The organism is Mucilaginibacter sp. P25, assembly GCF_050859465.1.
GTDB lineage: Bacteria > Bacteroidota > Bacteroidia > Sphingobacteriales > Sphingobacteriaceae > Mucilaginibacter > Mucilaginibacter gossypii.
The window spans coordinates 5978107-5996746 of record NZ_CP193937.1 but is presented as its reverse complement, the minus strand read 5'-3'; the positions used below and the strand labels follow the sequence as shown (position 1 = coordinate 5996746).

The following is an 18640-nucleotide window of genomic DNA, read 5'->3' as shown; positions in this document are numbered from 1 at the left end:
GTTGCCGTCGGATTTGCTGAAATCGGCTAAAAAAAGGGGATATCATCCTGCCAGGGTACATTACGCAGGGTCGACAGGTCAATACGGCAAAGTTTATCCGGGTAACCGCTTTGCCAGCCGGTTAACTGTACGTTATCATAACAAACATCGCTGCTATCCCAGCCAAATACCACATCGCAAAAGCCATAGCCACTTTGCAATCCATCAATAAATTTTTTAGGGTGGATCACCTTACCGCGTAAAATGCCATCAATATCGGCAAAGGCGAATTTTATTTTCTGGATATTATTCTGTTCTATATATGCTTTGATCTCTTCTGTGTTCATGGTATAAAAGTATGGCCGGTTAAGGTGCAGCAAGATAGCTATTATGGCTTAAACTATAAAAAAATAGCCTGTGCGTGTATAATACGCGATAGCGTTTACCTTTGTTTGAGTTATTTATGGAAACAACAAGTCAATTTTTATTTGTGTATGGCACATTGCTGCAGCCTGGTAATGAGTTTGCAGCGTATCTAAATAAACACTGTAAATTTATAGGTGACGGAAGAATAAGAGGGCGACTTTATGATATTGGCCAGTATCCCGGCGCTGTGATCGGTAATACTGAAGAACGCTACATTTACGGTAGTATTTTTATGATGGATGACCCTGAAACAATATTGAAAGTAGTTGATGATTATGAGGGAATAGGAGAATTGTACAATCATCACGAATATATCAGGGAGAAGGTTGATATTTTTACTGATAATGGAGACATAAATTGCTGGATGTATCTTTATAATTTACCTGTAGCCGCTTATAATGAGGTTACCACGGGTGACTATATCCAATATTTAAAAGATACTTCTGCCCAAAATAATGCTGCTAAACAGCCATTTAAATAAAAGTTGAACATAAATATATAAAGCTAATGCTTGGATTGAAAACTATATGTAGTTGGCAAACAGATTGTAAAAAAATCCCCCGGTTTATAAACCGGGGGATAAAATAATAACTATTTATTAGGGGGATTAAATCTTAGCTGATTTTACAGTTTTGATGATCACAGCAGCAACTTTGTATGGATCGGCAGCTGAGTTAGGACGACGATCTTCCAGGTAACCGCTCCAGTTGTGATCAACAGCATACAGAGGGATACGGATAGAAGCACCACGGTCAGATACACCATAGCTAAAGTCATGGATAGAAGCTGTTTCGTGTTTACCGGTTAAACGCTGATCGTTATCAGCACCGTAAACAGCGATACACTCAGCAACTGCAGGGCGGAAAGACTCGCAGATAGCTGTGAAAATTTCTTTGCTGTTTGCAGTACGTAAAGTAGTATTTGAGAAGTTAGCGTGCATACCAGAACCGTTCCAGTCTAATTGACCAAGCGGTTTGCAATGCCAGTTAACAGCAACTCCGTATTTTTCGCCAATTCTTTCCAATAAGTAACGTGCAACCCAGATCTGGTCACCAGCTTCTTTAGCACCTTTAGCAAAGATCTGGAATTCCCATTGGCCGGCAGCAACCTCAGCGTTGATACCTTCAACGTTTAAGCCTGCTTCTAAACATACGTCTAAGTGTTCTTCAACAATTTCGCGGCCGAAAGCATTGTTTGCACCTACTGAACAGTAGTAAGGGCCTTGCGGACCAGGGTAGCCACCTGCAGGGAAACCAAGTGGTTTGTTTGTTGCGGGATCCCACAGGAAGTATTCCTGCTCAAAACCGAACCAGAAATCATTATCATCATCAGCGATGGTAGCACGGCCGTTTGATTCATGTGGTTTGCCATCAGCACTTAATACTTCGCACATTACTAAGTAAGCGCTTTTTCTTTGCGGATCTGGAACAACAAAAACTGGCTTTAAGATACAATCAGATGAACCACCTGGTGCCTGCTCAGTTGAAGAACCGTCAAAGCTCCAGTTATCTAAATCTTCTACTTTTCCGCTAAATTCTTTAACGATTTTTGTTTTGCTACGCAGGCTTTGTGTTGGTTTATAGCCGTCAAGCCAAATGTACTCGAGTTTCGTTGCCATTTTTTAATTAATTTGTAAAGTTGGGGTTCTAATTATAGTTTTTGTATTAATCTCAATAATTATTAAGGCGAATTTAAATTATTTTTACAAAATTCATTACAAATGTTAAGAAATTTTGTATTTTTTTTCAATAACACGTTAATTATAGCTGTAAACCTGTAAAAAAGGGTCTGTAAAACTGTGTTTTTAACAATTTCATATTTTCGGGAATGAATAAGGGGTGTTTTTTATCAATAATGCAAATGTGCGTGTACGGGGTAGCCTTGCAGGTATTAATACAAGCAGATATACTTGCCTCTTCCGGTAAGGCTGAGATAAAAATTATTGATACAGGAACTTAGTCGCTTAATTTTTCTGAGATGTTCTTAATAGCGTCGTCGAGCCTGGTGGCCGAATCGTAAAGATGCTTTTCAACCTGTAAAAACTCCTCTTTTTTGTCCTTGCTTTCGCTCATCAGCTCAACGAGGCCTAATATATTGGTAAGATGTTTACGTACCTCATGCGAGTTGATAAAAGCCAGCTCGTTTTTTTGGTATCATATAATAATTTTTCATAGTGCCGTTTTTGCCTGGCGCTGCGGTATAACAGGGCAATAACAGCAAACATGAAAACTGTGGTAATGCTGATGAGGATCAAAATAAGGCGTTCGCGCCTGTATTTTTCGGCAGTATCGGTAAACGAGGTTTCAATCTTATCAATTTTTATTTGCGCCGATACATTGCCCACCTGTGTGGTATTATTCAGGCTTTCTTCTGATTGTTTCAATGCAAGGTCAAAATTCTCGACAGCCAGTTTGTAATCGCCCCTGTCCCGGGCTATTTTTCCAAGCAATTGATAAAGATGATGCTTTATTTCAGGGTGATTATCAGAATATGGAAGCGCGAGCAGCTGGTTAGCTATAGAGCTTGCCGAATCCGGTTGTCCGTTCAGGTAAAAAGCATCGGCCAGGTTTTGTTTCTCAACATCGTTAGGTACATATTTTTTGTCCCTTTGAAGGTTTTTGATTTGTGTTATGGCTTTGTTATAATCATGTTTTAACAGCGATATATAATAGGCAGTACGATATTGATAGCTGAATAGTTTATAACTTTTGTTGTTTGGCCCCATTAAATCATCATGACATCGCTGCAGCGAATCAAGGTTTTTCGTCCTGAAAAAGTTTTCGGCCTTGTTATAGCTTATTATCGTGTAAAATCTGTCGTCCTTTATCTTATTTTCTTCCTTAATATGAAATGCCTGGTTAAGGTAATATAATGACTGACTATACAGGTTGAGTTTGTAATACAGATCGGATATATTGATATTCAAGAATACCTGCAATAGCGGATCGTTAAGTTTTAAAGCTTGTTTTTGAGCCAGACCGTAACTGTATATGGCGCCTATGGGGTTGCCTTTATCTGTTTGAATAAAAGCAAGATGGCTAATAAACGAATAAAGCAAAAAATCGGCTTTGTTTTTTGATGCCTGGTTAATGGCTTTAACCATAGCCGTTTCAGCTTCGGGGAGTTTTAAAAAGCGTTTCTGAATAATGCTTTCAATAAAGTATTTTAAAGCTTCCTTGTCGCCCACATCGTATTTATCAAGCTCTTTATAAACTTCATTTTTACCCTGCGGGATCGTATTTACGGGCCCCTGCTGAAAGCGAAGCTTAATATAATTAACCAGTTTTTTATCCTGAAGATCCCTGTTCTGGATCTTTAAAAAATGAACAAGACTGTCTTCTGGAAGATATACATATGGATCAGCTTTTGAATAGCTCACGCCAGATATTATCAGCAAAATACAGAAGAGGGATTTTTTTAAGCTACGCGCCATGGAGCATAAAAATACGTTGGCGTATGATAATTTCAAATACTTTATACCATTTAATTTTAACTGTCAAACTTATCAAGCAGCTTCAAAAGCGTTTCAAAGTCTTTAGGATATGGAGCATGGATAGTAACTTCGGTTTCGGGATTGATACGAAATGTTATTTCATAAGCATGCAGGGCAAAGCGCTTCATGATAGGCAGCTCTTCCTGATCTTTACCTAAATGATATTTGCGCTTTATTTTGGAGAGAAAAACAGGCTCGCCCTTATACATCTCATCGCCGGCTATGGAGGCCCTTTGTGTAGCCAGGTGGATCCTGATCTGGTGCATACGGCCTGTAACCGGGCGACATTCAACCAAAGTATAATGTTTATAATATTTTAACGACTGAAACCAGGTTTCGGCACGCTTGCCTTCCTGCCTGCTAATGGTTACACTGCCCTTGCCAACATTTAATATAGGCAAATCAACAAGCAGGTTATCGAAAGTATGCGTACCGTCAATAACCGCATGATATACTTTTTTAACTTTACGCTTTTCAAACTGAATGGAAATCGATCGGTAAGCCTCGGGATTTTTTGCAAAAATAAGCGCGCCGGATGTTTCTTTATCAAGGCGATGACAGATCTGCGCATCGTCCCAATAAGTCTTAGCCAGTCTTAACATGCTGATCTCACTGCTGCCTTCGCCCCGTTCATCAAGTGAACTTATAAAAGGCGGTTTGTTTACAACAATAACGTCGTCGTTCTCAAACAGTATCAGATCGGCAAATTTGGGAAACTTCATAGCCCGCAAAAATACGGTTTATAATTTAAACAGCTGCCACCGTATTTTATTCATTTGTGCTGCTAAATTGAAGCTGCAAACAGGGTAGCGAATTAAGTTGAATGTTAATAAAAGTTTTAGCTAATATTTACTCCATATCATCATTGTTTAATAAATAAAACTTCCTGTTTTTCCTCATTAAAAAAGTGTACCTTCGCGCCGTTATTTTCATGGTGGTGCTGAGCGCTTTTTTGCCTGTAATCCCTTCATCGACAATAAAAAAGAATTAAATAAACAATGAAAAAAATTGGCGACTACAGGAAACTCCTGAACGTGACCGAAAATGCGGAGTTAAGTGAGTTACGTTCGGTTTATAAAAGCATGATGAAAACCTGGCATCCCGACAGGTTTCAGGACGACAACAGGGCAGAGGCAGAAGAGAAGAGTAAAACAATTATTGAAGCTTATCATTTTTTGGTAAGTATTGCCCCTGAAACCCGTGCTCAAACTTTGCCCGATTATACAGCTACCACAACGTTATCAAACATTGCCGATTTTGAGTATAAGCAACAGGTACTGAAAGTTACTTTTCTTGATGGTAATGTATATGAATATTTTGGAGTGCCCAAAGCGGTCTATATCAAACTGATCAATGCTGATTCGCCCGGCCGGTTTGCCCGCAGGCATATTTTTAACGAGTTTGTATATCGCAGCGTAAATAAACTGGTTGCTTCGGCTTAATGATCTTATCCTACCTGGTTAAGCCTTTCTAAATCATCGGCGGTGTCAATGTCAATAGCGCCCAGCGGAAAAGGGAGTATAAAAACGTCATCGGTATGTGCTTCGATGATTTTTTTGCACCTTCTACCCCCTGCAGGCCAAGTAGTTCAGGGAAATATTTTATATCGAACAAAGCGGGCGCGCCCAAAACATCACGATAGCCGCAGGCAATAATACCGCAGTCATTAACCTCCTTTTTTTCCATTAATTGTGATATCAGGAATGAATCAACAAATGGCTGATCGCAAAGCATCAGGATAATTGAAGTTATGCCGGGTTCAAGCCTCAAAATTTCGGCTACACCAACTTTTATTGACGAACCCATTCCCTCTTCCCAACGCGGATTGTGAATAACGCCTACAGCTTGTTCATCTATATTGGGACGGATTAATTGTTCATTGGCTCCTAACACCACAATAACTTTTTCGCAATTCAGGCAGGTAAGCGCGGTTTGAATCGCCCGCTGTAAAAGGGTTTTACCCTGGTAGATTTGGTTTTGCTTGGGGGAGCCAAAACGATTTGATGCGCCTGCTGCCAGAATAATAATCCCTGTCATTTTTTATAACTGTTACGTTAGATGTTGATATGACTATTGTTGTAATGCCTGGTTAATGATCATGCATTACCATTTTGTAGCTTCCGGTCCTGCGTTTTATGTTTGTTTAGGCTCAGGGGGCTTCCTTTTTATAAATTCTTTGGGGCGGATGCTTGCCTTAATACGGTAATAATTTAATGAAAGTTTTAATTAGATCTGTTCATTTATAACAAATTGATTTTTTGTGCTTTATGTGTGTATTGCGAAAGGAGTATAACCCGGTTACGCTTTGGTAATTTTATTTAAGACCGGATATATCACTGAGGAAGGAAATAAAAATACATTTCGTAAACATCTCCAAGCGGGGTAATGCTTATTTTTACAATTGCCATGCATAAACTTAAAGGTGTAATGGCTGTTAATTAATTAAATTTACAGGATAAAAAGGCTACATTTTGTTAAAAGATAATCATGGACGGAAGATCAGCTATATGCGCCTCGCGGTGACAGACAGGTGCAACCTGCGCTGTTTTTACTGTATGCCTGAGGATGGGTTGAACTGGCTTTCACGTGCCGAGCTCATGACCTATGAGGAAATGCTGCGCAGTTGCAGTTTGCTTGTAAAAATGGGTATCGAAAAAATCCGTATTACCGGGGGCGAGCCCTTTGTACGCAAAGATATTATGCATTTGCTCACAGCTATATCCAGGCTGGATGGTTTGAAAGAGCTGGGCCTTACAACTAACGGCGTACTTACAGCTCCTTATGTGCCCGAATTAAAAAAGATAGGTGTACGGTCAATAAACCTGAGCCTGGATACGCTGGATGCCAACCGCTTTTTTACTATTACCCGCCGCGACAGAATTTGCCAGTGTGATGACAGCCTTAGATGCCATGCTGAGCCATGATATGGAAGTAAAGATCAATGCTGTGGTGATGGATGGCAAGAACATTCAGGACATTATCCCGCTGGTTGAATTGGCCAAAGAGCTGCCTGTAAGTGTCAGGTTTATAGAAGAAATGCCTTTTAACGGCGATGGCCATGTATACGACGGGTTGCACTGGGATTACCTTCGCATTTTAGATGAAATAAAAAGCAAATATCCGCAAATAAAGAAACTGGATGACCCGGCTTATTCCACTTCATACAATTATCAGGTCCCGGGGCATAAAGGTACAATTGGTATTATAGCCGCTTATTCGCGTACATTTTGCGGCAGCTGTAACCGTATCCGCATAACGCCTCAGGGTGGGTTAAAAACCTGTTTGTATGATGATGGCGTGCTCAATTTAAAAGATCTGATGCGCGCGGGAGCTTCTGATGAAGTATTGGAGGATGCCTTGTTAACCGCTTTTGGCCACCGTCCGGCAGATGGCTGGGAAGCCGAGCGGGCACGGGTAGCCAAAACAGGCATCCACGAGTCAATGGCCACTATTGGCGGATAGTTTTAAACTACATATATATGACAACGGTTGAAGAAGCTGAAAAACTGGTGCTTGCACAAATCAGGGATTATGGTACTCAAAGCTTCCCGTTTGAACAGGCTTTGGGCTGTGCCCTGGCCGAAGACCTGAAGGCCGACCGCGACCTGCCCCCTTTTAACCGCGTAACCATGGATGGTATAGCTGTAAAATATGAAGCTATTGAAAGTGGGATCAATATTTTCCGGATCAAAGCTACCCAGGCAGCCGGTGACGAGCCGGTTCAAATCGACAGCGCCGAGGAATGCATCGAGATCATGACCGGTGCTGTGTTGCCCGCTTCGGTTGATACAGTGATCCGTTACGAGGATGTGGAGATCATCGCCGGGTCGGCGAGCGTACACACCCGCGACATAAAAAGGGGCAGAACCTGCATTTGCAGGGCCTTGATAAAAAACAAAATGATGTTATATCATCGGCAGGACAGGTGGTAAGCCCCGCGATCGTTAGTGTGGCGGCATCAGTAGGTAAAACCCACCTGCTTGTTAAAAAAATGCCGCGGGTGGCAATAGTTTCGTCAGGAGATGAATTAGTTGATGTGCATGAAACGCCGCTGCCGTACCAGATCCGCAAATCAAACAGCTATATGGTAAAGGCCGTTTTAAAACAACATGGTACCGATGCTGATATTTTGCATATCCCCGATGAGCCCGCGGTTACTAAAGAAAAGATCCAATACTGTTTACAAAACTATGATGTACTGCTGCTAAGCGGCGGTGTTTCGATGGGGAAGTTTGATTATATCCCCCGGGCGCTTGAAGAATTAAAGGTTGAAAAGTTGTTTCATAAAGTAGCCCAGCGGCCCGGTAAACCCTTTTGGTTTGGCAGGCATAATAACGGTGCATTGGTGTTTGCTTTTCCGGGTAACCCGGTAGCCACATTTATGTGCCTGCACCGTTACTTTTTAACATGGCTTAATACAGCGCTGGGCTTGCCCGCAAAAGCCGCCACATATGCGGTATTAGGGAAAGATTTTACATTTCAGCCGGCTTTACAATACTATCTGCAGGTAAAACTGCAAAGTAACGGGCTGGGCCAATTGATAGCTACGCCTGTTGAAGGAAATGGTTCTGGCGATTTTGCTAACTTAGCAGATACCGAAGCTTTTTTAGAACTTCCGCCTGAAAAGAATAATTTTAAAGCAGGAGAGGTGTTTAAAGTTTGGAGGTTTAACCATGATTTGTAGGATTTTGGGATTACCCTGATAGAGATCGAAAACTGAATAAAAGTAAATTGTAAATGCAAATATCCTTAAATCCTATAATCAAGTAAATCAAGGTTCAAGATGTTAACCCACATAAACAAACAAGGCGATCCAAATATGGTTGATGTAACTGAAAAACAGGTTACATACCGTACTGCTACTGCGCGTAGCATTGTTAGTTTGCCGGCAGAGGTATTTGAACTTTTAGCAGGGAATGAATTGCAGAGTAAAAAAGGCCCTGTTTTTCAAACCGCTATTATTGCCGGTATCATGGCGGCAAAAAAACCGGCGATTTGATACCGCTTTGCCACCCGCTGGGTTTAGATAATTGCAATGTAGCCGTACATATCAACGAACAACAGGAGGTTGTTGTTGATTGTACTGCAAGCATTACCGCCAAAACAGGCGTAGAAATGGAAGCGTTGGTAGGAGCTTCAATAGCGGCGCTTACTATTTATGATATGTGCAAGGCCATGAGCCATGATATAGTGATAAAAGAAACCAAACTGATCTCAAAAACAGGAGGTAAACGTGACTTTAAAAGATCATAACCAGCCGTCGGGCACCCATAAAAAACACGCGAGGCTGTCAAGGCCTTCAACCGGTAACTTTGGCCGTAACGAGTGGGCTATTCTGGGCGGCCCCTGTACCGTGATCAAATTATTGGCCGATGATGTGATCCGTTCACTTTCACCGGTTTATAAATGTGCTTATGTGGATATGTCACATAATGATGATATTACTTTGCTGCCCGGCAGATTGGTGAGCGGCGCCTCGCTCGAATATACCGACCAGGTAAACTATCAGCAATTCAATTATCAAAACCCGGTATATCCTTATCAGCTCAAACAGCAATTTTCATTTGCCGACCTGATATTGGTTAATGGTAACCATCAGCAGGCCAATGGCCAGATAGTTATCATCGATAGTAATAAAGAAGCGTCGCTGCAAAAAAGGACAGCTCATCTCAACAACGTTCAGCTTTTTCTGCTGGCCGATAATGCAAGCGAAATTCCGGGCTTTATACAGGAGGTTATCCCTCACTGGCAGCAGATCCCCGTTTTAAAAGTAGATGACCGTGAAAGGATCGTTGCTTTTTTGAGACTGCTTTAAAACAGGCCAAACCTGTTTTAAACGGCCTGGTATTGGCTGGGGGCAAAAGTACCCGAATGGGTTTTGATAAAGGTACGGCCACGTGGCATGGCAAGCAGCAACGGTATTATATGGCCGATTTGCTCAAAAACTTTTGCCGGGAGGTTTACATTTCCGGTCGCCCCGGCCAGCAGCAGGAAATTGACCCGGCTTATCCCGTTATAGAGGATACATTTGCTGGTTTAGGGCCTTACGGGGCTATTCTTTCCGCTTTTCGCGAACAGCCGGATGCCGCCTGGCTGGTCATAGCCTGCGATTTGCCTTTGATGGATGAAGCTACCCTTCGCAATTTAGTAGCCTGGCGGAACAGTTCGTCGGTGGCTACGGCTTATCACAGTCCGGTAACCGATTTCCCGGAACCTTTGATAGCCATATGGGAGCCTAAAAGCTACCCTGTACTGCTATCGTTTTTGGCGCAAGGGTATTCATGCCCGCGTAAGGTTTTGATCAATAGTGATATTACATTGTTAAACGCCCCACAACAGGAGGCGCTTACCAATGTGAACACGCCTGAAGAATTGGAGAAAGTAAAATCAATGATCCACCATACAATAGTTGCTACTAATGAATCAGGATTTACAACGATATAACTGCCAGATAGCACTGCCCGGTTTTGGCGAGGGAGCCCAGCAATTATTGCAGCAAGCCCGCGTACTGGTTGTTGGGGCAGGAGGGTTGGGCTGCCCGGCTGCACAATACCTGGCATCAACTGGAATAGGCACATTAGGTATTGCCGATTTTGACCAGGTATCGGTAAGCAACCTGCATCGCCAGGTATTATACACGCCGGCCGATGAAGGCGAAAATAAGGCTGAAGTGGCCTGTTCACGCCTACAGGCCCAAAATCCGGGTATTAAGCTGGTACCTCATGCCATCAAAATAACATCCGATAATGTGATGGATGTCATCAGCAATTACGACATTGCGCTGGATGGTACCGATAATTTTGAAACCCGTTATTTGCTCAACGATGCCTGTGTTTTGGCAGGTAAACCCCTTGTTTACGGTGCTATTTACCAGTTTGAAGGGCAGGTTGCCGTTTGGAACGTAAGCAACGCTAAAGGGCTTAATTCGCCCAATTATCGTGATCTGTTTCCCGAGGTAGATGCTACCCAGATCCCTAATTGTACCGAAGGCGGGGTGGTACCAACCCTGGCCGGAATTATTGGCTGCATGCAAGCCAACGAAGTAATCAAGTACATCACTAAAACTGGTGAATTATTGGCTGGAAAAGTGCTGATCTTTGACGCACAAAGCATGCAAAGCCGTATCTTTAAAATTGGCCCGGTGACAAAAACGCATATCCGCAGGTTAAAAACAACTATCACCATTCCAACCATCAACGCTGATGAACTAAAAAAACGAACCCTTTTGGATGATACCATAGAACTTATTGACGTGCGTACCATTCAGGAGCGTGAAGCCTATGATATTGGCGGTACGCATATCCCGCTCGATGAAATAGAAGAGTACCTGGCCTATTTTACCAGCCCTAATACCAAAGTCCTTTACTGCTCATCGGGCAAACGAAGCGACGAGGCGGTAAAACTAATTCTCAAAATGATTCCCGATGCAGATGTATTTTCGTTGGAAGGTGGATTGGAAGAGTACAAGGTTGGATAGATGATTTCGGATTTCGGAATTTCGATTTCGGATTTTTTTATTGTGATGTTGGCGGTGTTGTCACCGTGCTGTTGTTGGTGTTGTCACCAACAATCATCGGCTAAGATCATAAATATTGGCAATTGCATGGCGTAAAGTTGTTGGTGACAACACCAACAACGGCACACAGTTTTTTTAAATGAAAAATCCAAAATCGAACATCCCAAATCCGAAATCCTAAGGATGTGCTGCCACCCAAACATCGCCGTCCTCAAAGCTTTCTTTTTTCCAAATAGGGACGGTTTGTTTAAGTGTATCGATAATATACCTGCATGCGTCAAAGGCAGCATCACGGTGCGCTGCTGAAACTGCAATAACAACCGGCACCTCGCCAACCTGCAGCAATCCGGTACGGTGGTGGATCAGTATTTTTTGAATGGGCCAGCGTTCAAAGGCCTGGGCGGCAATTTTGTTCATCTCGCTGATAGCCATGGGCTCATAAGCTTCAAAATCGAGCCTTAAAACTTTTTCCCTTTGGTTGCATTACGAACGGTACCAATAAACACGTCTATCCCCCGGATTCGGGTGACATGATCCAATCAATACACGATTGAATATCCAGTGTTTGGGCCGATAAGAGGATCTGTGTATTCATAGCAATGCAAATCTATATTTTATCTACCAATGATTTCATGAGGTATTTGGGCGATTCGGTATAACCCTGCCTGTAATAAAACCGGTGGGCATCAGTCCTGCGTGTATGGCAGTGTACCTCTATTCTGTCGGCATTACATTCTTTGCCAAGTTCGGTAATATAATCCTCAAGCGACTTGCCAATACCTTTGCCCCGGGTGTTTTCATCAACAGAAAAACAACTGATGCGAATAAAATCACCTTTAACTACCAGCTGTGTTAAAAAATCAATGGCGATAAAACCTGCAACCGCACCTTCACTTTCATAGACCAAAACCTGCGAAGAAGATTGTCGCAACATCTTTTCAAGGTTTTCCGGCAAAAAATCTTCAGTGCCAGGATAGCCCAATTGCGTTAGCAGGTTTGATATTGCAGTATGATCGGCAAGCGTAGCGCTTCTGATGGCCATTGCTATATTAAATTGATTGTTTAATATTAATGAAATTAAGGATCAGTTATTAAATACTACTGCAAACTGCCGCTAAAAAAGTTTACTGCCACTGCTACTTAAAAACTGCAAACTGATCTATCCCCCGCTTACCGGCGGAATAATCGCAATTTCGTCACGTTCGTGAATGGTATCACCGGGCAGGGCATATTCGTTGTTAACAGCCAGCATGTATGATGATAGCTGTTTTAAACGCGGATATTGTTGCTCAAGCAGATATTTTAAATTGGAGATAGTAGCATCGTTGGTCATTTCCAGGCTAACTTCGCTGCTTCCAAATATCTCCTTAGCCACTCCAAAAGCCAGTATGTTGATCTTCATATCTCAAAAATATTCAAATTAGCTTACAAAACGAGCAACAGGTTTAAATTTAACAAATCAACATATGTAAGTTCACTATGCGGGTTCAGGCGTCGGCGCTTTAACCTAAACAAAAAAATAAGTGTGGAGGATTAACCTTGCCGGGGTTTACATGTGTTAATACTGTTTTTTATGTAATTAATTGGTTGTCAACTAAGTAATGTAAAATAGTTCGAATTTCTGTTAACCCTGTTAACTCCTTGCCAGCCTAAGTTAACGGCTGTTTTGCAGACGCTTGCCTCAAAAACAATTCAAACGAAGGGACTTAAGCTGGCCTTCTGCATATAAACTTGCATAAACAAACTATTCCATAAATTGTATCTTTGAATATGTCTTCTCCATCAGTTATTCATATCCCGGTTGTAAAAGTTAACGCTAACCGAAGCGCACGGGAGGAGGATAGCGTAGCCATTGAAGAACCACTTGAAATTAAACTGGAATATGGCCCTGCAGATGGCAGGGAGCTACGTAATATCTCTGTAACTATGCGTACCCCCGGGCATGATGCCGAACTGGCAACCGGTTTCCTTTTTACCGAAGGCATTATTAAAAATGCAGATGAGATAAAGTCGGCAAAACACAGCTTTATCGCCTGTGCCGAAAACAAGGAGAATACCATGCTGGTAACACTTGAACAAGGTGTGATACCACATCTTCAAAATACTGAACGTAATTTTTATACCACCAGCAGTTGCGGTGTGTGTGGCAAGGGTTCTATCGACGCTATTCGCACGGTAAGCAATTTTGCCGCCGGGTCAGATGATGGCAATGTGATCCACAGTTTGGTACTTAATCAGTTGCCGAAGATTTTGCGCGGGCACCAGCGTGTATTTGATGATACGGGTGGTTTGCATGCATCGGCTTTGTTTACTCCTTTAGGTGAGTTGTTATTATTGAGGGAAGACGTAGGCAGGCATAATGCTTTAGATAAGCTGATAGGTGCTGCTATGATGTATAACTGGTTGCCGTTGCAGCAAACAGTATTGTTACTTAGCGGCAGGGCAAGTTTTGAGCTTATTCAAAAGGCCGCGATGGCCGGCATCAGTATTATTGCGGCAGTAGGTGCACCGTCAAGCCTGGCTATAGAACTGGCTAACGAATTTAATATTACACTAATTGGCTTTTTACGCGATGAGCGCTTTAATATTTACGCGGGCGCGCACCGGTTAATGGTCCCCGATGAGGCCGTACTAACGGCGCCATCGGCGTAAACTGATTGATACCAATGAAAATAAGGATAAAAGGTAATTCACTAAGATACAGGCTCACTAAAACCGATGTAGCCAAACTGGCCGAAGAAGGTTATGTTCAGGAAACCGTCGATTTTGGCAGTCAGCAGCTTATTTATGCTTTGAGACTGGTTGATGATGAGCATCTTTCGGCAACCTATAAGGAGAATGCCATAACACTATATGTGCCAAAAGCTGTGGCCACCGGCTTTGCCGACGACGATAAGGTAGGTTATGAAGGTAAACACGGCAGTTTGAATTTACTGGTTGAAAAAGATTTTACGTGTTTGGATGAAGTCGCCGAAGATCAGAGCGATAATTATCCTAATCCTTTAGCAGCTAAAAAGCCATGAGCAAGCAAGCAGAAAAAGGACCGGCAGCAGAGAATCCTGAGGAATTGCTCGACCTGAAAATAACACATCCAAAAGACTGGGCGGCGGGTATCCCTGCTGTAACAGTGGCTATGGTTGATATATTAAAGGAAACTGGTTTGGCAAGAGGTATGGAGGGTTTGTTTCATATGAACAAAAAGAGCGGCTTTGATTGCTCTGGCTGTGCCTGGCCCGACCCGGATGACGACCGTTCTCCCATCGCCGAATATTGTGAAAATGGAGCCAAAGCGCTTGCCGAAGAAGCTACTACCAAAAAGCTCACTGGTGATTTTTTTGCTGAAAATTCGGTAGCGGATCTTGCCAAACTTAACGATTATGAGATAGGGAAGAAGGGACGCATAGCCCAACCAGTATATCTGGCCAAAGGAGCTACACATTACACACCGGTAAGCTGGGATTTTGCTTTTAAAAAGATAGCAGATGAGCTCAACGCTTTGGCATCGCCTGATGAAGCTGCATTTTATACATCCGGCCGTACCAGTAACGAGGCTTCATTTACGTACCAGCTATTTGTGCGCGAGTTTGGTACCAATAACATGCCCGATTGCTCCAATATGTGCCATGAAAGTACTGGCGTTGGCCTTGCAGATACCATTGGCATTGGCAAGGGGACAGTCACCCTTAATGATTTTTACGATACCGATGTAATCATTATCATGGGGCAAAACCCTGGTACCAATCATCCCCGGATGCTTAGCGCGCTTGAAAAGGCCAAGCAGAAAGGCTCAAAGATCATTGCGGTAAACCCCTTGCACGAGGCTGGTTTAATGGGTTTTAAAAACCCACAAACGGTAAAAGGCATTTTAGGTATCAAAACGCAATTAGCCGATCTGTACCTGCAGGTAAAAATAAACGGTGATATGGCTTTGCTAAAAGCCATGGAAAAACTGCTATATGAAGCCGAGCGGGAAAATTCCGGCAGTGTCTTCGATCATGAATTTATTAAAAAGAACACTACTGGTTACGTTGCCTTTTTAGACAGCCTGAACCAATACAAGATTGATGACCTGGCTAAAGCCGCCGGTTTAACAGTGAATGAAATTGAGCAGGCGGTTGATCTGATTAAAAATAAAAGCCGCATCATCATTTGCTGGGCTATGGGCATCACCCAGCATAAAAACGGAGTGGATACCGTAAAAGAAATTGTGAACCTGGCCATGCTTAAAGGCGCTATTGGCAAACCTGGTGCAGGTTTGTGTCCCGTGCGTGGCCATAGCAATGTGCAGGGTAACCGTACCATGATGATTTGGGATAAGCCAAAACCGAAGCAGTTGGATAAACTCAGGGAAGTTTTTGGTTTTGAACCGCCGCGGGGGCATGGCTATGATGTTGTTGAATCTATTAAAGCTATGGACGAGGACAAACTTAAAGTGTTTTTTGCCATGGGCGGCAATTTCCTTTCGGCTACACCGGATACCCTGTTTACGGCACAGGCCATGCGTAAACTTAAGCTGTCGGTACATGTATCAACCAAATTAAACCGCAGTCATCTGGTTCATGGTGAGGAAGCTTTGATCCTGCCAACACTATCACGAAGTGATAAAGACGTTGTAAATGGCGAGGAGCAGTTTATAAGCTGCGAAAACTCTATGGGGGTTGTCCAGATGTCAAAAGGGATGCTGAAGCCGGTATCTGAACATCTGATGAACGAGAACCAGATCATTTGTAATCTCGCTAAAGCCACATTAGGTAATCGCGCCTTTGTCGACTGGGATAAGTACTCACAAAGCTATGATGCAGTGCGCGACGCGATAGCCAAGGTTATTCCGGGCTGTGAGGATTATAACCAAAAGGTACGTTTGCCAGGTGGTTTTTACCTGCCCAATGCTGCGCGGGAGGGTAAGTTTATCACCGAAAAAAATGGAGCTGTTGTGCCTTTCAATATCGCCCCGTTGCCGAAGCATGAACTGGCTGCCGACAGAATACCATATGGCCACTATCCGCAGCCATGATCAGTTTAACACCACCATATATGGCCTTGACGACCGCTACCGGGGCATTCACAATGAGCGCCGGGTAATTTTGATGAACGAAAACGACATGAAAAATGCCGGTTTTAGAGCGGAGGAAAAAGTTGATCTGTTTAATTATGATGATGGTGTTGAGCGGGTAGCGAGGTTGTTTGTAGTTGTACCCTACAACATTCCCGAAGGGAATACAGCTACCTATTACCCCGAAGCCAATGTGCTGGTCCCTATCAACAGCGTTGCCGAACAAAGTAATACGCCCACATCCAAACTGGTTAATATCAAAATCAGGAAACACGTGGGTTAATAACCATTCTAAATACTTACACCTTAAAACAAAAGCGTTTACATAATACTTATCTCCTTAAAAAAGTATTATGTCATTTGATCAATATCACGAGCCGGCAAATGAACTATCCGACGAAACCCGCACCTTTGCCCGAATGATAGTTTCATTAACCGAAGAGGCTGAGGCTATAAACTGGTACGAACAGCGGATTTCTGTCGAAAAAGATAACCAGGCCAAGGCCATTATGCAAAACGCACAGCAAGAGGAATTTAAGCACTTTGGTATGGACCTGGAGTTTTTGCTGCGCAAAAAACCGGTATGGCGTACTACGCTGCAGGCTATTCTTTTTAAAGAGGGTGATATTGTTGAGCTGGGCACCAAAGGTGAAGAAGCGGCAGAATAATAGTCATTTTTACATTTTTAATACCATTGTTTTATCATCGTTATATTAAGTTGGGGCTATTGTATTATCTTTAGCGCTTAAATTAATACGGCCCTACTATAAAAGAATATGATCTGGTACGAAGAGGATGTGAAGCAGCTGGAAATTAAGCGAACCAAGCTTGATTATGTGCCGCGGGTAATTTTTTATGGAAGCTCATCCATTCGTTTGTGGAATACGCTTGATGCTGATTTTGATGACATGCAACCTGTTAACCTTGGCTTTGGCGGTTCTACACTGGCTGCTTGCGTATGGTTTTTTGAACGTATAATGCATTCCTATAATCCAGAATCCATTGTAGTTTATGCGGGCGATAATGATCTCGGCGATGGCCGCAATCCCGAGGAAGTTTTTATATTTTTTAAGCAGCTCACTGTTGAGGTTGAGCGGCTTTTTGGTAATATTCCCTGCTATTATATATCGCTTAAGCCAAGCCTTGCCCGCTGGCCTATTGTTGAAAAGTACAGGTACACCAATAGCTTAATTGAAAACGAGATAATACACCGCCATAAAAACTGGCAGTTCATCAATATATTTAATCAGATGATAGATGCTTCTGGTAAACCAATACGTGAATATTATGATAAAGATGGTTTGCACTTGAGCAGCGCCGGTTACGCTTTGTGGAAAAACGCAGTTTTACAGCGAATGCCGCAAAGTATCAAATTAGCTTAATATAGGGTTTACACGCATTTGTCATCTTTCAGCGGTTTAAAAGATGAAAAGAGAGTACCACAAGTGGTTCAGTCCGTCGCTTCAGCGTAATATGGAATTGCTGGTTTTTGGCCATGCGGGCGCCTCTGTCTTATTTTTTCCCACCCGTACAGCCCGGTTTTATGACTATGAAGACTGGAAAGTAATTGAAGCCTTACGCAGTAAAATTGAGGCGGGTCACCTGCAGGTCTACTGTGTGGATAGCATCGACCGGGAAAGCTTTTATAATGAGTTCAGTCATCCTTACCATCGCATGGAAAGGCACCTGCATTATGAACAGTATATTTTGCAGGAGGTGGTGCCGTTGATGAAAACACTTAATGCCGCCGGTTCAATTATTTCGGCGGGTTGCAGCATGGGGGCTTATCATGCGGTTAATATTGCATTTAAACATCCGTCGGTATTTGTGAAGGTAGTGGGTATGAGCGGCCGTTATGACATTACACAGGCTATGGGCAATTTCCGCGACCTGTTAGATGGCTACCGCGATGAGAATGTGTATTTCAACATGCCCAACCAGTTTTTAAATAACCTGCATAGCCCCGAAATTATTGACCAGATCAAACGCCTTCAAATTATCCTGGCGGTGGGCGAGGAGGATGCATTTTTGGAAGATAATAAATACCTAAGCACCGTACTGGCCAGCAAAGGTATCCAAAACAGCCTGTATATCTGGCATGAGGAAGCACACCGCGCCCGTTACTGGCGCAAAATGGTACAACTGTATTTCTAAAAGCAAAACACTTTCCTGT

At 42.8% G+C, this 18640-nt stretch carries 24 protein-coding genes and 1 pseudogene; 17 read left to right on the top strand and 8 right to left on the bottom strand.

All coding sequences use genetic code 11. The features are described 5' to 3' along the window. Positions 1–26: 26 nt before the first annotated feature. The gene (locus ACRQ5D_RS30295; RefSeq protein WP_431198659.1) at positions 27–326 is read right to left on the bottom strand and encodes a hypothetical protein; all 300 of its coding nucleotides are present in this window, start codon (positions 324–326) and stop codon (positions 27–29) included. Positions 327–442: 116 nt separating this feature from the next. On the opposite strand from ACRQ5D_RS30295, the gene ACRQ5D_RS30290 reads away from it, so the two are divergent. Beyond that, positions 443–886: a gamma-glutamylcyclotransferase family protein gene (locus ACRQ5D_RS30290; RefSeq protein ID WP_091162183.1), complete on the top strand. Its 444-nt coding sequence runs from the start codon at positions 443–445 to the stop codon at positions 884–886. 126 nt (positions 887–1012) lie between these two features. On the opposite strand, the gene ACRQ5D_RS30285 is transcribed toward ACRQ5D_RS30290, so the two are convergent. The 3 genes from ACRQ5D_RS30285 to ACRQ5D_RS30275 form a co-directional block, all read right to left on the bottom strand. Continuing rightward, positions 1013–2023, bottom strand: coding sequence for a glutamine synthetase beta-grasp domain-containing protein (locus tag ACRQ5D_RS30285; protein ID WP_091162185.1), 1011 nt, complete (start codon positions 2021–2023; stop codon positions 1013–1015). A gap of 468 nt (positions 2024–2491) precedes the next feature. Beyond that, complete coding sequence (locus ACRQ5D_RS30280) at positions 2492–3784, bottom strand: hypothetical protein (RefSeq protein ID WP_431198658.1); 1293 nt, start codon at positions 3782–3784, stop codon at positions 2492–2494. A gap of 110 nt (positions 3785–3894) precedes the next feature. Next, a complete protein-coding gene (locus ACRQ5D_RS30275) occupies positions 3895–4620 on the bottom strand; it encodes an RluA family pseudouridine synthase (protein ID WP_091162188.1) in 726 nt (241 codons plus the stop codon). 276 nt (positions 4621–4896) lie between these two features. Between ACRQ5D_RS30275 and ACRQ5D_RS30270 the strand changes: the two genes are divergently transcribed. Then, positions 4897–5340, top strand: a complete 444-nt coding sequence (locus ACRQ5D_RS30270; protein ID WP_090526427.1) for a KTSC domain-containing protein — start codon at positions 4897–4899, stop codon at positions 5338–5340. Between the two features lie 28 nt (positions 5341–5368). Here the strand turns inward: ACRQ5D_RS30270 and ACRQ5D_RS30265 are convergent, their stop codons facing one another. Continuing rightward, entirely contained in the window at positions 5369–5935 is a 567-nt protein-coding gene (locus ACRQ5D_RS30265; RefSeq protein WP_431198657.1) for a nucleotidyltransferase family protein, read from the bottom strand. Positions 5936–6369: 434 nt separating this feature from the next. Here ACRQ5D_RS30265 and ACRQ5D_RS30260 point away from each other — a divergent pair, with 434 nt between their 5' ends. The 8 genes and pseudogenes from ACRQ5D_RS30260 to ACRQ5D_RS30225 all read left to right on the top strand — a co-directional run bounded on the left by ACRQ5D_RS30260 (position 6370) and on the right by ACRQ5D_RS30225 (position 11375). After that, on the top strand, positions 6370–6822 hold the full coding sequence (locus ACRQ5D_RS30260; protein WP_431198656.1) for a radical SAM protein: 453 nt from the start codon (positions 6370–6372) through the stop codon (positions 6820–6822). Then, positions 6791–7360 carry a hypothetical protein gene (locus tag ACRQ5D_RS30255; protein ID WP_431198655.1) on the top strand — a complete coding sequence of 190 codons (570 nt, stop codon included), beginning with the start codon at positions 6791–6793 and terminating at the stop codon, positions 7358–7360. The genes ACRQ5D_RS30260 and ACRQ5D_RS30255 overlap by 32 nt, the downstream gene beginning before the upstream one ends. A 17-nt stretch (positions 7361–7377) precedes the next feature. After that, a complete protein-coding gene (locus ACRQ5D_RS30250) occupies positions 7378–7830 on the top strand; it encodes a hypothetical protein (RefSeq protein ID WP_432327590.1) in 453 nt (150 codons plus the stop codon). Beyond that, entirely contained in the window at positions 7773–8582 is an 810-nt protein-coding gene (locus tag ACRQ5D_RS30245) for a molybdopterin molybdotransferase MoeA (protein WP_432327588.1), read from the top strand. The genes ACRQ5D_RS30250 and ACRQ5D_RS30245 overlap by 58 nt, the downstream gene beginning before the upstream one ends. A gap of 99 nt (positions 8583–8681) precedes the next feature. Next, positions 8682–9151 (top strand): annotated as a pseudogene (gene moaC / locus ACRQ5D_RS30240) (cyclic pyranopterin monophosphate synthase MoaC). Further along, the gene (locus ACRQ5D_RS30235; protein ID WP_431198653.1) at positions 9132–9713 is read left to right on the top strand and encodes a hypothetical protein; all 582 of its coding nucleotides are present in this window, start codon (positions 9132–9134) and stop codon (positions 9711–9713) included. Before moaC ends, ACRQ5D_RS30235 begins: the two are co-directional and overlap by 20 nt. A 32-nt stretch (positions 9714–9745) precedes the next feature. Continuing rightward, positions 9746–10342 carry an NTP transferase domain-containing protein gene (locus tag ACRQ5D_RS30230; RefSeq protein WP_431198652.1) on the top strand — a complete coding sequence of 199 codons (597 nt, stop codon included), beginning with the start codon at positions 9746–9748 and terminating at the stop codon, positions 10340–10342. Then, positions 10317–11375 (top strand): HesA/MoeB/ThiF family protein, encoded by a 1059-nt coding sequence (locus ACRQ5D_RS30225; protein ID WP_091162199.1) that lies wholly within the window; start codon positions 10317–10319, stop codon positions 11373–11375. The genes ACRQ5D_RS30230 and ACRQ5D_RS30225 overlap by 26 nt, the downstream gene beginning before the upstream one ends. A 216-nt stretch (positions 11376–11591) precedes the next feature. Here ACRQ5D_RS30225 and ACRQ5D_RS30220 read toward each other — a convergent pair whose 3' ends face one another. From ACRQ5D_RS30220 to ACRQ5D_RS30210, 3 genes are all read right to left on the bottom strand, one after another. After that, complete coding sequence (locus ACRQ5D_RS30220) at positions 11592–11846, bottom strand: molybdenum cofactor biosynthesis protein MoaE (RefSeq protein ID WP_432327585.1); 255 nt, start codon at positions 11844–11846, stop codon at positions 11592–11594. A gap of 175 nt (positions 11847–12021) precedes the next feature. After that, the gene (locus ACRQ5D_RS30215; protein WP_091162203.1) at positions 12022–12456 is read right to left on the bottom strand and encodes a GNAT family N-acetyltransferase; all 435 of its coding nucleotides are present in this window, start codon (positions 12454–12456) and stop codon (positions 12022–12024) included. A 117-nt stretch (positions 12457–12573) separates the two neighbouring features. Further along, entirely contained in the window at positions 12574–12816 is a 243-nt protein-coding gene (locus ACRQ5D_RS30210) for a MoaD/ThiS family protein (protein ID WP_090526447.1), read from the bottom strand. A 368-nt stretch (positions 12817–13184) separates the two neighbouring features. Here ACRQ5D_RS30210 and fdhD point away from each other — a divergent pair, with 368 nt between their 5' ends. The 7 genes from fdhD to ACRQ5D_RS30175 all read left to right on the top strand — a co-directional run bounded on the left by fdhD (position 13185) and on the right by ACRQ5D_RS30175 (position 18621). Then, a complete protein-coding gene (gene fdhD, locus ACRQ5D_RS30205; RefSeq protein WP_091162205.1) occupies positions 13185–14066 on the top strand; it encodes a formate dehydrogenase accessory sulfurtransferase FdhD in 882 nt (293 codons plus the stop codon). A 14-nt stretch (positions 14067–14080) separates the two neighbouring features. Next, positions 14081–14437 (top strand): DUF7009 family protein, encoded by a 357-nt coding sequence (locus tag ACRQ5D_RS30200; RefSeq protein ID WP_091162208.1) that lies wholly within the window; start codon positions 14081–14083, stop codon positions 14435–14437. Then, positions 14434–16428 carry an FdhF/YdeP family oxidoreductase gene (locus ACRQ5D_RS30195; RefSeq protein WP_432327582.1) on the top strand — a complete coding sequence of 665 codons (1995 nt, stop codon included), beginning with the start codon at positions 14434–14436 and terminating at the stop codon, positions 16426–16428. Before ACRQ5D_RS30200 ends, ACRQ5D_RS30195 begins: the two co-directional genes overlap by 4 nt. Then, positions 16406–16750: a molybdopterin dinucleotide binding domain-containing protein gene (locus tag ACRQ5D_RS30190; RefSeq protein WP_432327580.1), complete on the top strand. Its 345-nt coding sequence runs from the start codon at positions 16406–16408 to the stop codon at positions 16748–16750. Before ACRQ5D_RS30195 ends, ACRQ5D_RS30190 begins: the two co-directional genes overlap by 23 nt. A gap of 70 nt (positions 16751–16820) precedes the next feature. Further along, on the top strand, positions 16821–17135 hold the full coding sequence (locus ACRQ5D_RS30185) for a hypothetical protein (protein WP_091162212.1): 315 nt from the start codon (positions 16821–16823) through the stop codon (positions 17133–17135). Positions 17136–17243: 108 nt separating this feature from the next. Next, the gene (locus tag ACRQ5D_RS30180; RefSeq protein WP_091162214.1) at positions 17244–17849 is read left to right on the top strand and encodes a GDSL-type esterase/lipase family protein; all 606 of its coding nucleotides are present in this window, start codon (positions 17244–17246) and stop codon (positions 17847–17849) included. A 43-nt stretch (positions 17850–17892) separates the two neighbouring features. Further along, positions 17893–18621 (top strand): esterase family protein, encoded by a 729-nt coding sequence (locus tag ACRQ5D_RS30175; RefSeq protein WP_091162216.1) that lies wholly within the window; start codon positions 17893–17895, stop codon positions 18619–18621. The last annotated feature ends 19 nt before the right edge of the window (positions 18622–18640 follow it).

Coding starts and splice junctions, on each gene's coding strand:
- ACRQ5D_RS30295 (WP_431198659.1), bottom strand. CDS start 326: ATGAACACAGAAGAGATCAAAGCATATATAGAACAGAATAATATCCAG.
- ACRQ5D_RS30290 (WP_091162183.1), top strand. CDS start 443: ATGGAAACAACAAGTCAATTTTTATTTGTGTATGGCACATTGCTGCAG.
- ACRQ5D_RS30285 (WP_091162185.1), bottom strand. CDS start 2,023: ATGGCAACGAAACTCGAGTACATTTGGCTTGACGGCTATAAACCAACA.
- ACRQ5D_RS30275 (WP_091162188.1), bottom strand. CDS start 4,620: ATGAAGTTTCCCAAATTTGCCGATCTGATACTGTTTGAGAACGACGAC.
- ACRQ5D_RS30270 (WP_090526427.1), top strand. CDS start 4,897: ATGAAAAAAATTGGCGACTACAGGAAACTCCTGAACGTGACCGAAAAT.
- ACRQ5D_RS30265 (WP_431198657.1), bottom strand. CDS start 5,935: ATGACAGGGATTATTATTCTGGCAGCAGGCGCATCAAATCGTTTTGGC.
- ACRQ5D_RS30255 (WP_431198655.1), top strand. CDS start 6,791: ATGACAGCCTTAGATGCCATGCTGAGCCATGATATGGAAGTAAAGATC.
- ACRQ5D_RS30250 (WP_432327590.1), top strand. CDS start 7,378: ATGACAACGGTTGAAGAAGCTGAAAAACTGGTGCTTGCACAAATCAGG.
- ACRQ5D_RS30225 (WP_091162199.1), top strand. CDS start 10,317: ATGAATCAGGATTTACAACGATATAACTGCCAGATAGCACTGCCCGGT.
- ACRQ5D_RS30220 (WP_432327585.1), bottom strand. CDS start 11,846: ATGGCTATCAGCGAGATGAACAAAATTGCCGCCCAGGCCTTTGAACGC.
- ACRQ5D_RS30215 (WP_091162203.1), bottom strand. CDS start 12,456: ATGGCCATCAGAAGCGCTACGCTTGCCGATCATACTGCAATATCAAAC.
- ACRQ5D_RS30210 (WP_090526447.1), bottom strand. CDS start 12,816: ATGAAGATCAACATACTGGCTTTTGGAGTGGCTAAGGAGATATTTGGA.
- fdhD (WP_091162205.1), top strand. CDS start 13,185: ATGTCTTCTCCATCAGTTATTCATATCCCGGTTGTAAAAGTTAACGCT.
- ACRQ5D_RS30200 (WP_091162208.1), top strand. CDS start 14,081: ATGAAAATAAGGATAAAAGGTAATTCACTAAGATACAGGCTCACTAAA.
- ACRQ5D_RS30195 (WP_432327582.1), top strand. CDS start 14,434: ATGAGCAAGCAAGCAGAAAAAGGACCGGCAGCAGAGAATCCTGAGGAA.
- ACRQ5D_RS30190 (WP_432327580.1), top strand. CDS start 16,406: ATGGCCACTATCCGCAGCCATGATCAGTTTAACACCACCATATATGGC.
- ACRQ5D_RS30185 (WP_091162212.1), top strand. CDS start 16,821: ATGTCATTTGATCAATATCACGAGCCGGCAAATGAACTATCCGACGAA.
- ACRQ5D_RS30180 (WP_091162214.1), top strand. CDS start 17,244: ATGATCTGGTACGAAGAGGATGTGAAGCAGCTGGAAATTAAGCGAACC.
- ACRQ5D_RS30175 (WP_091162216.1), top strand. CDS start 17,893: ATGAAAAGAGAGTACCACAAGTGGTTCAGTCCGTCGCTTCAGCGTAAT.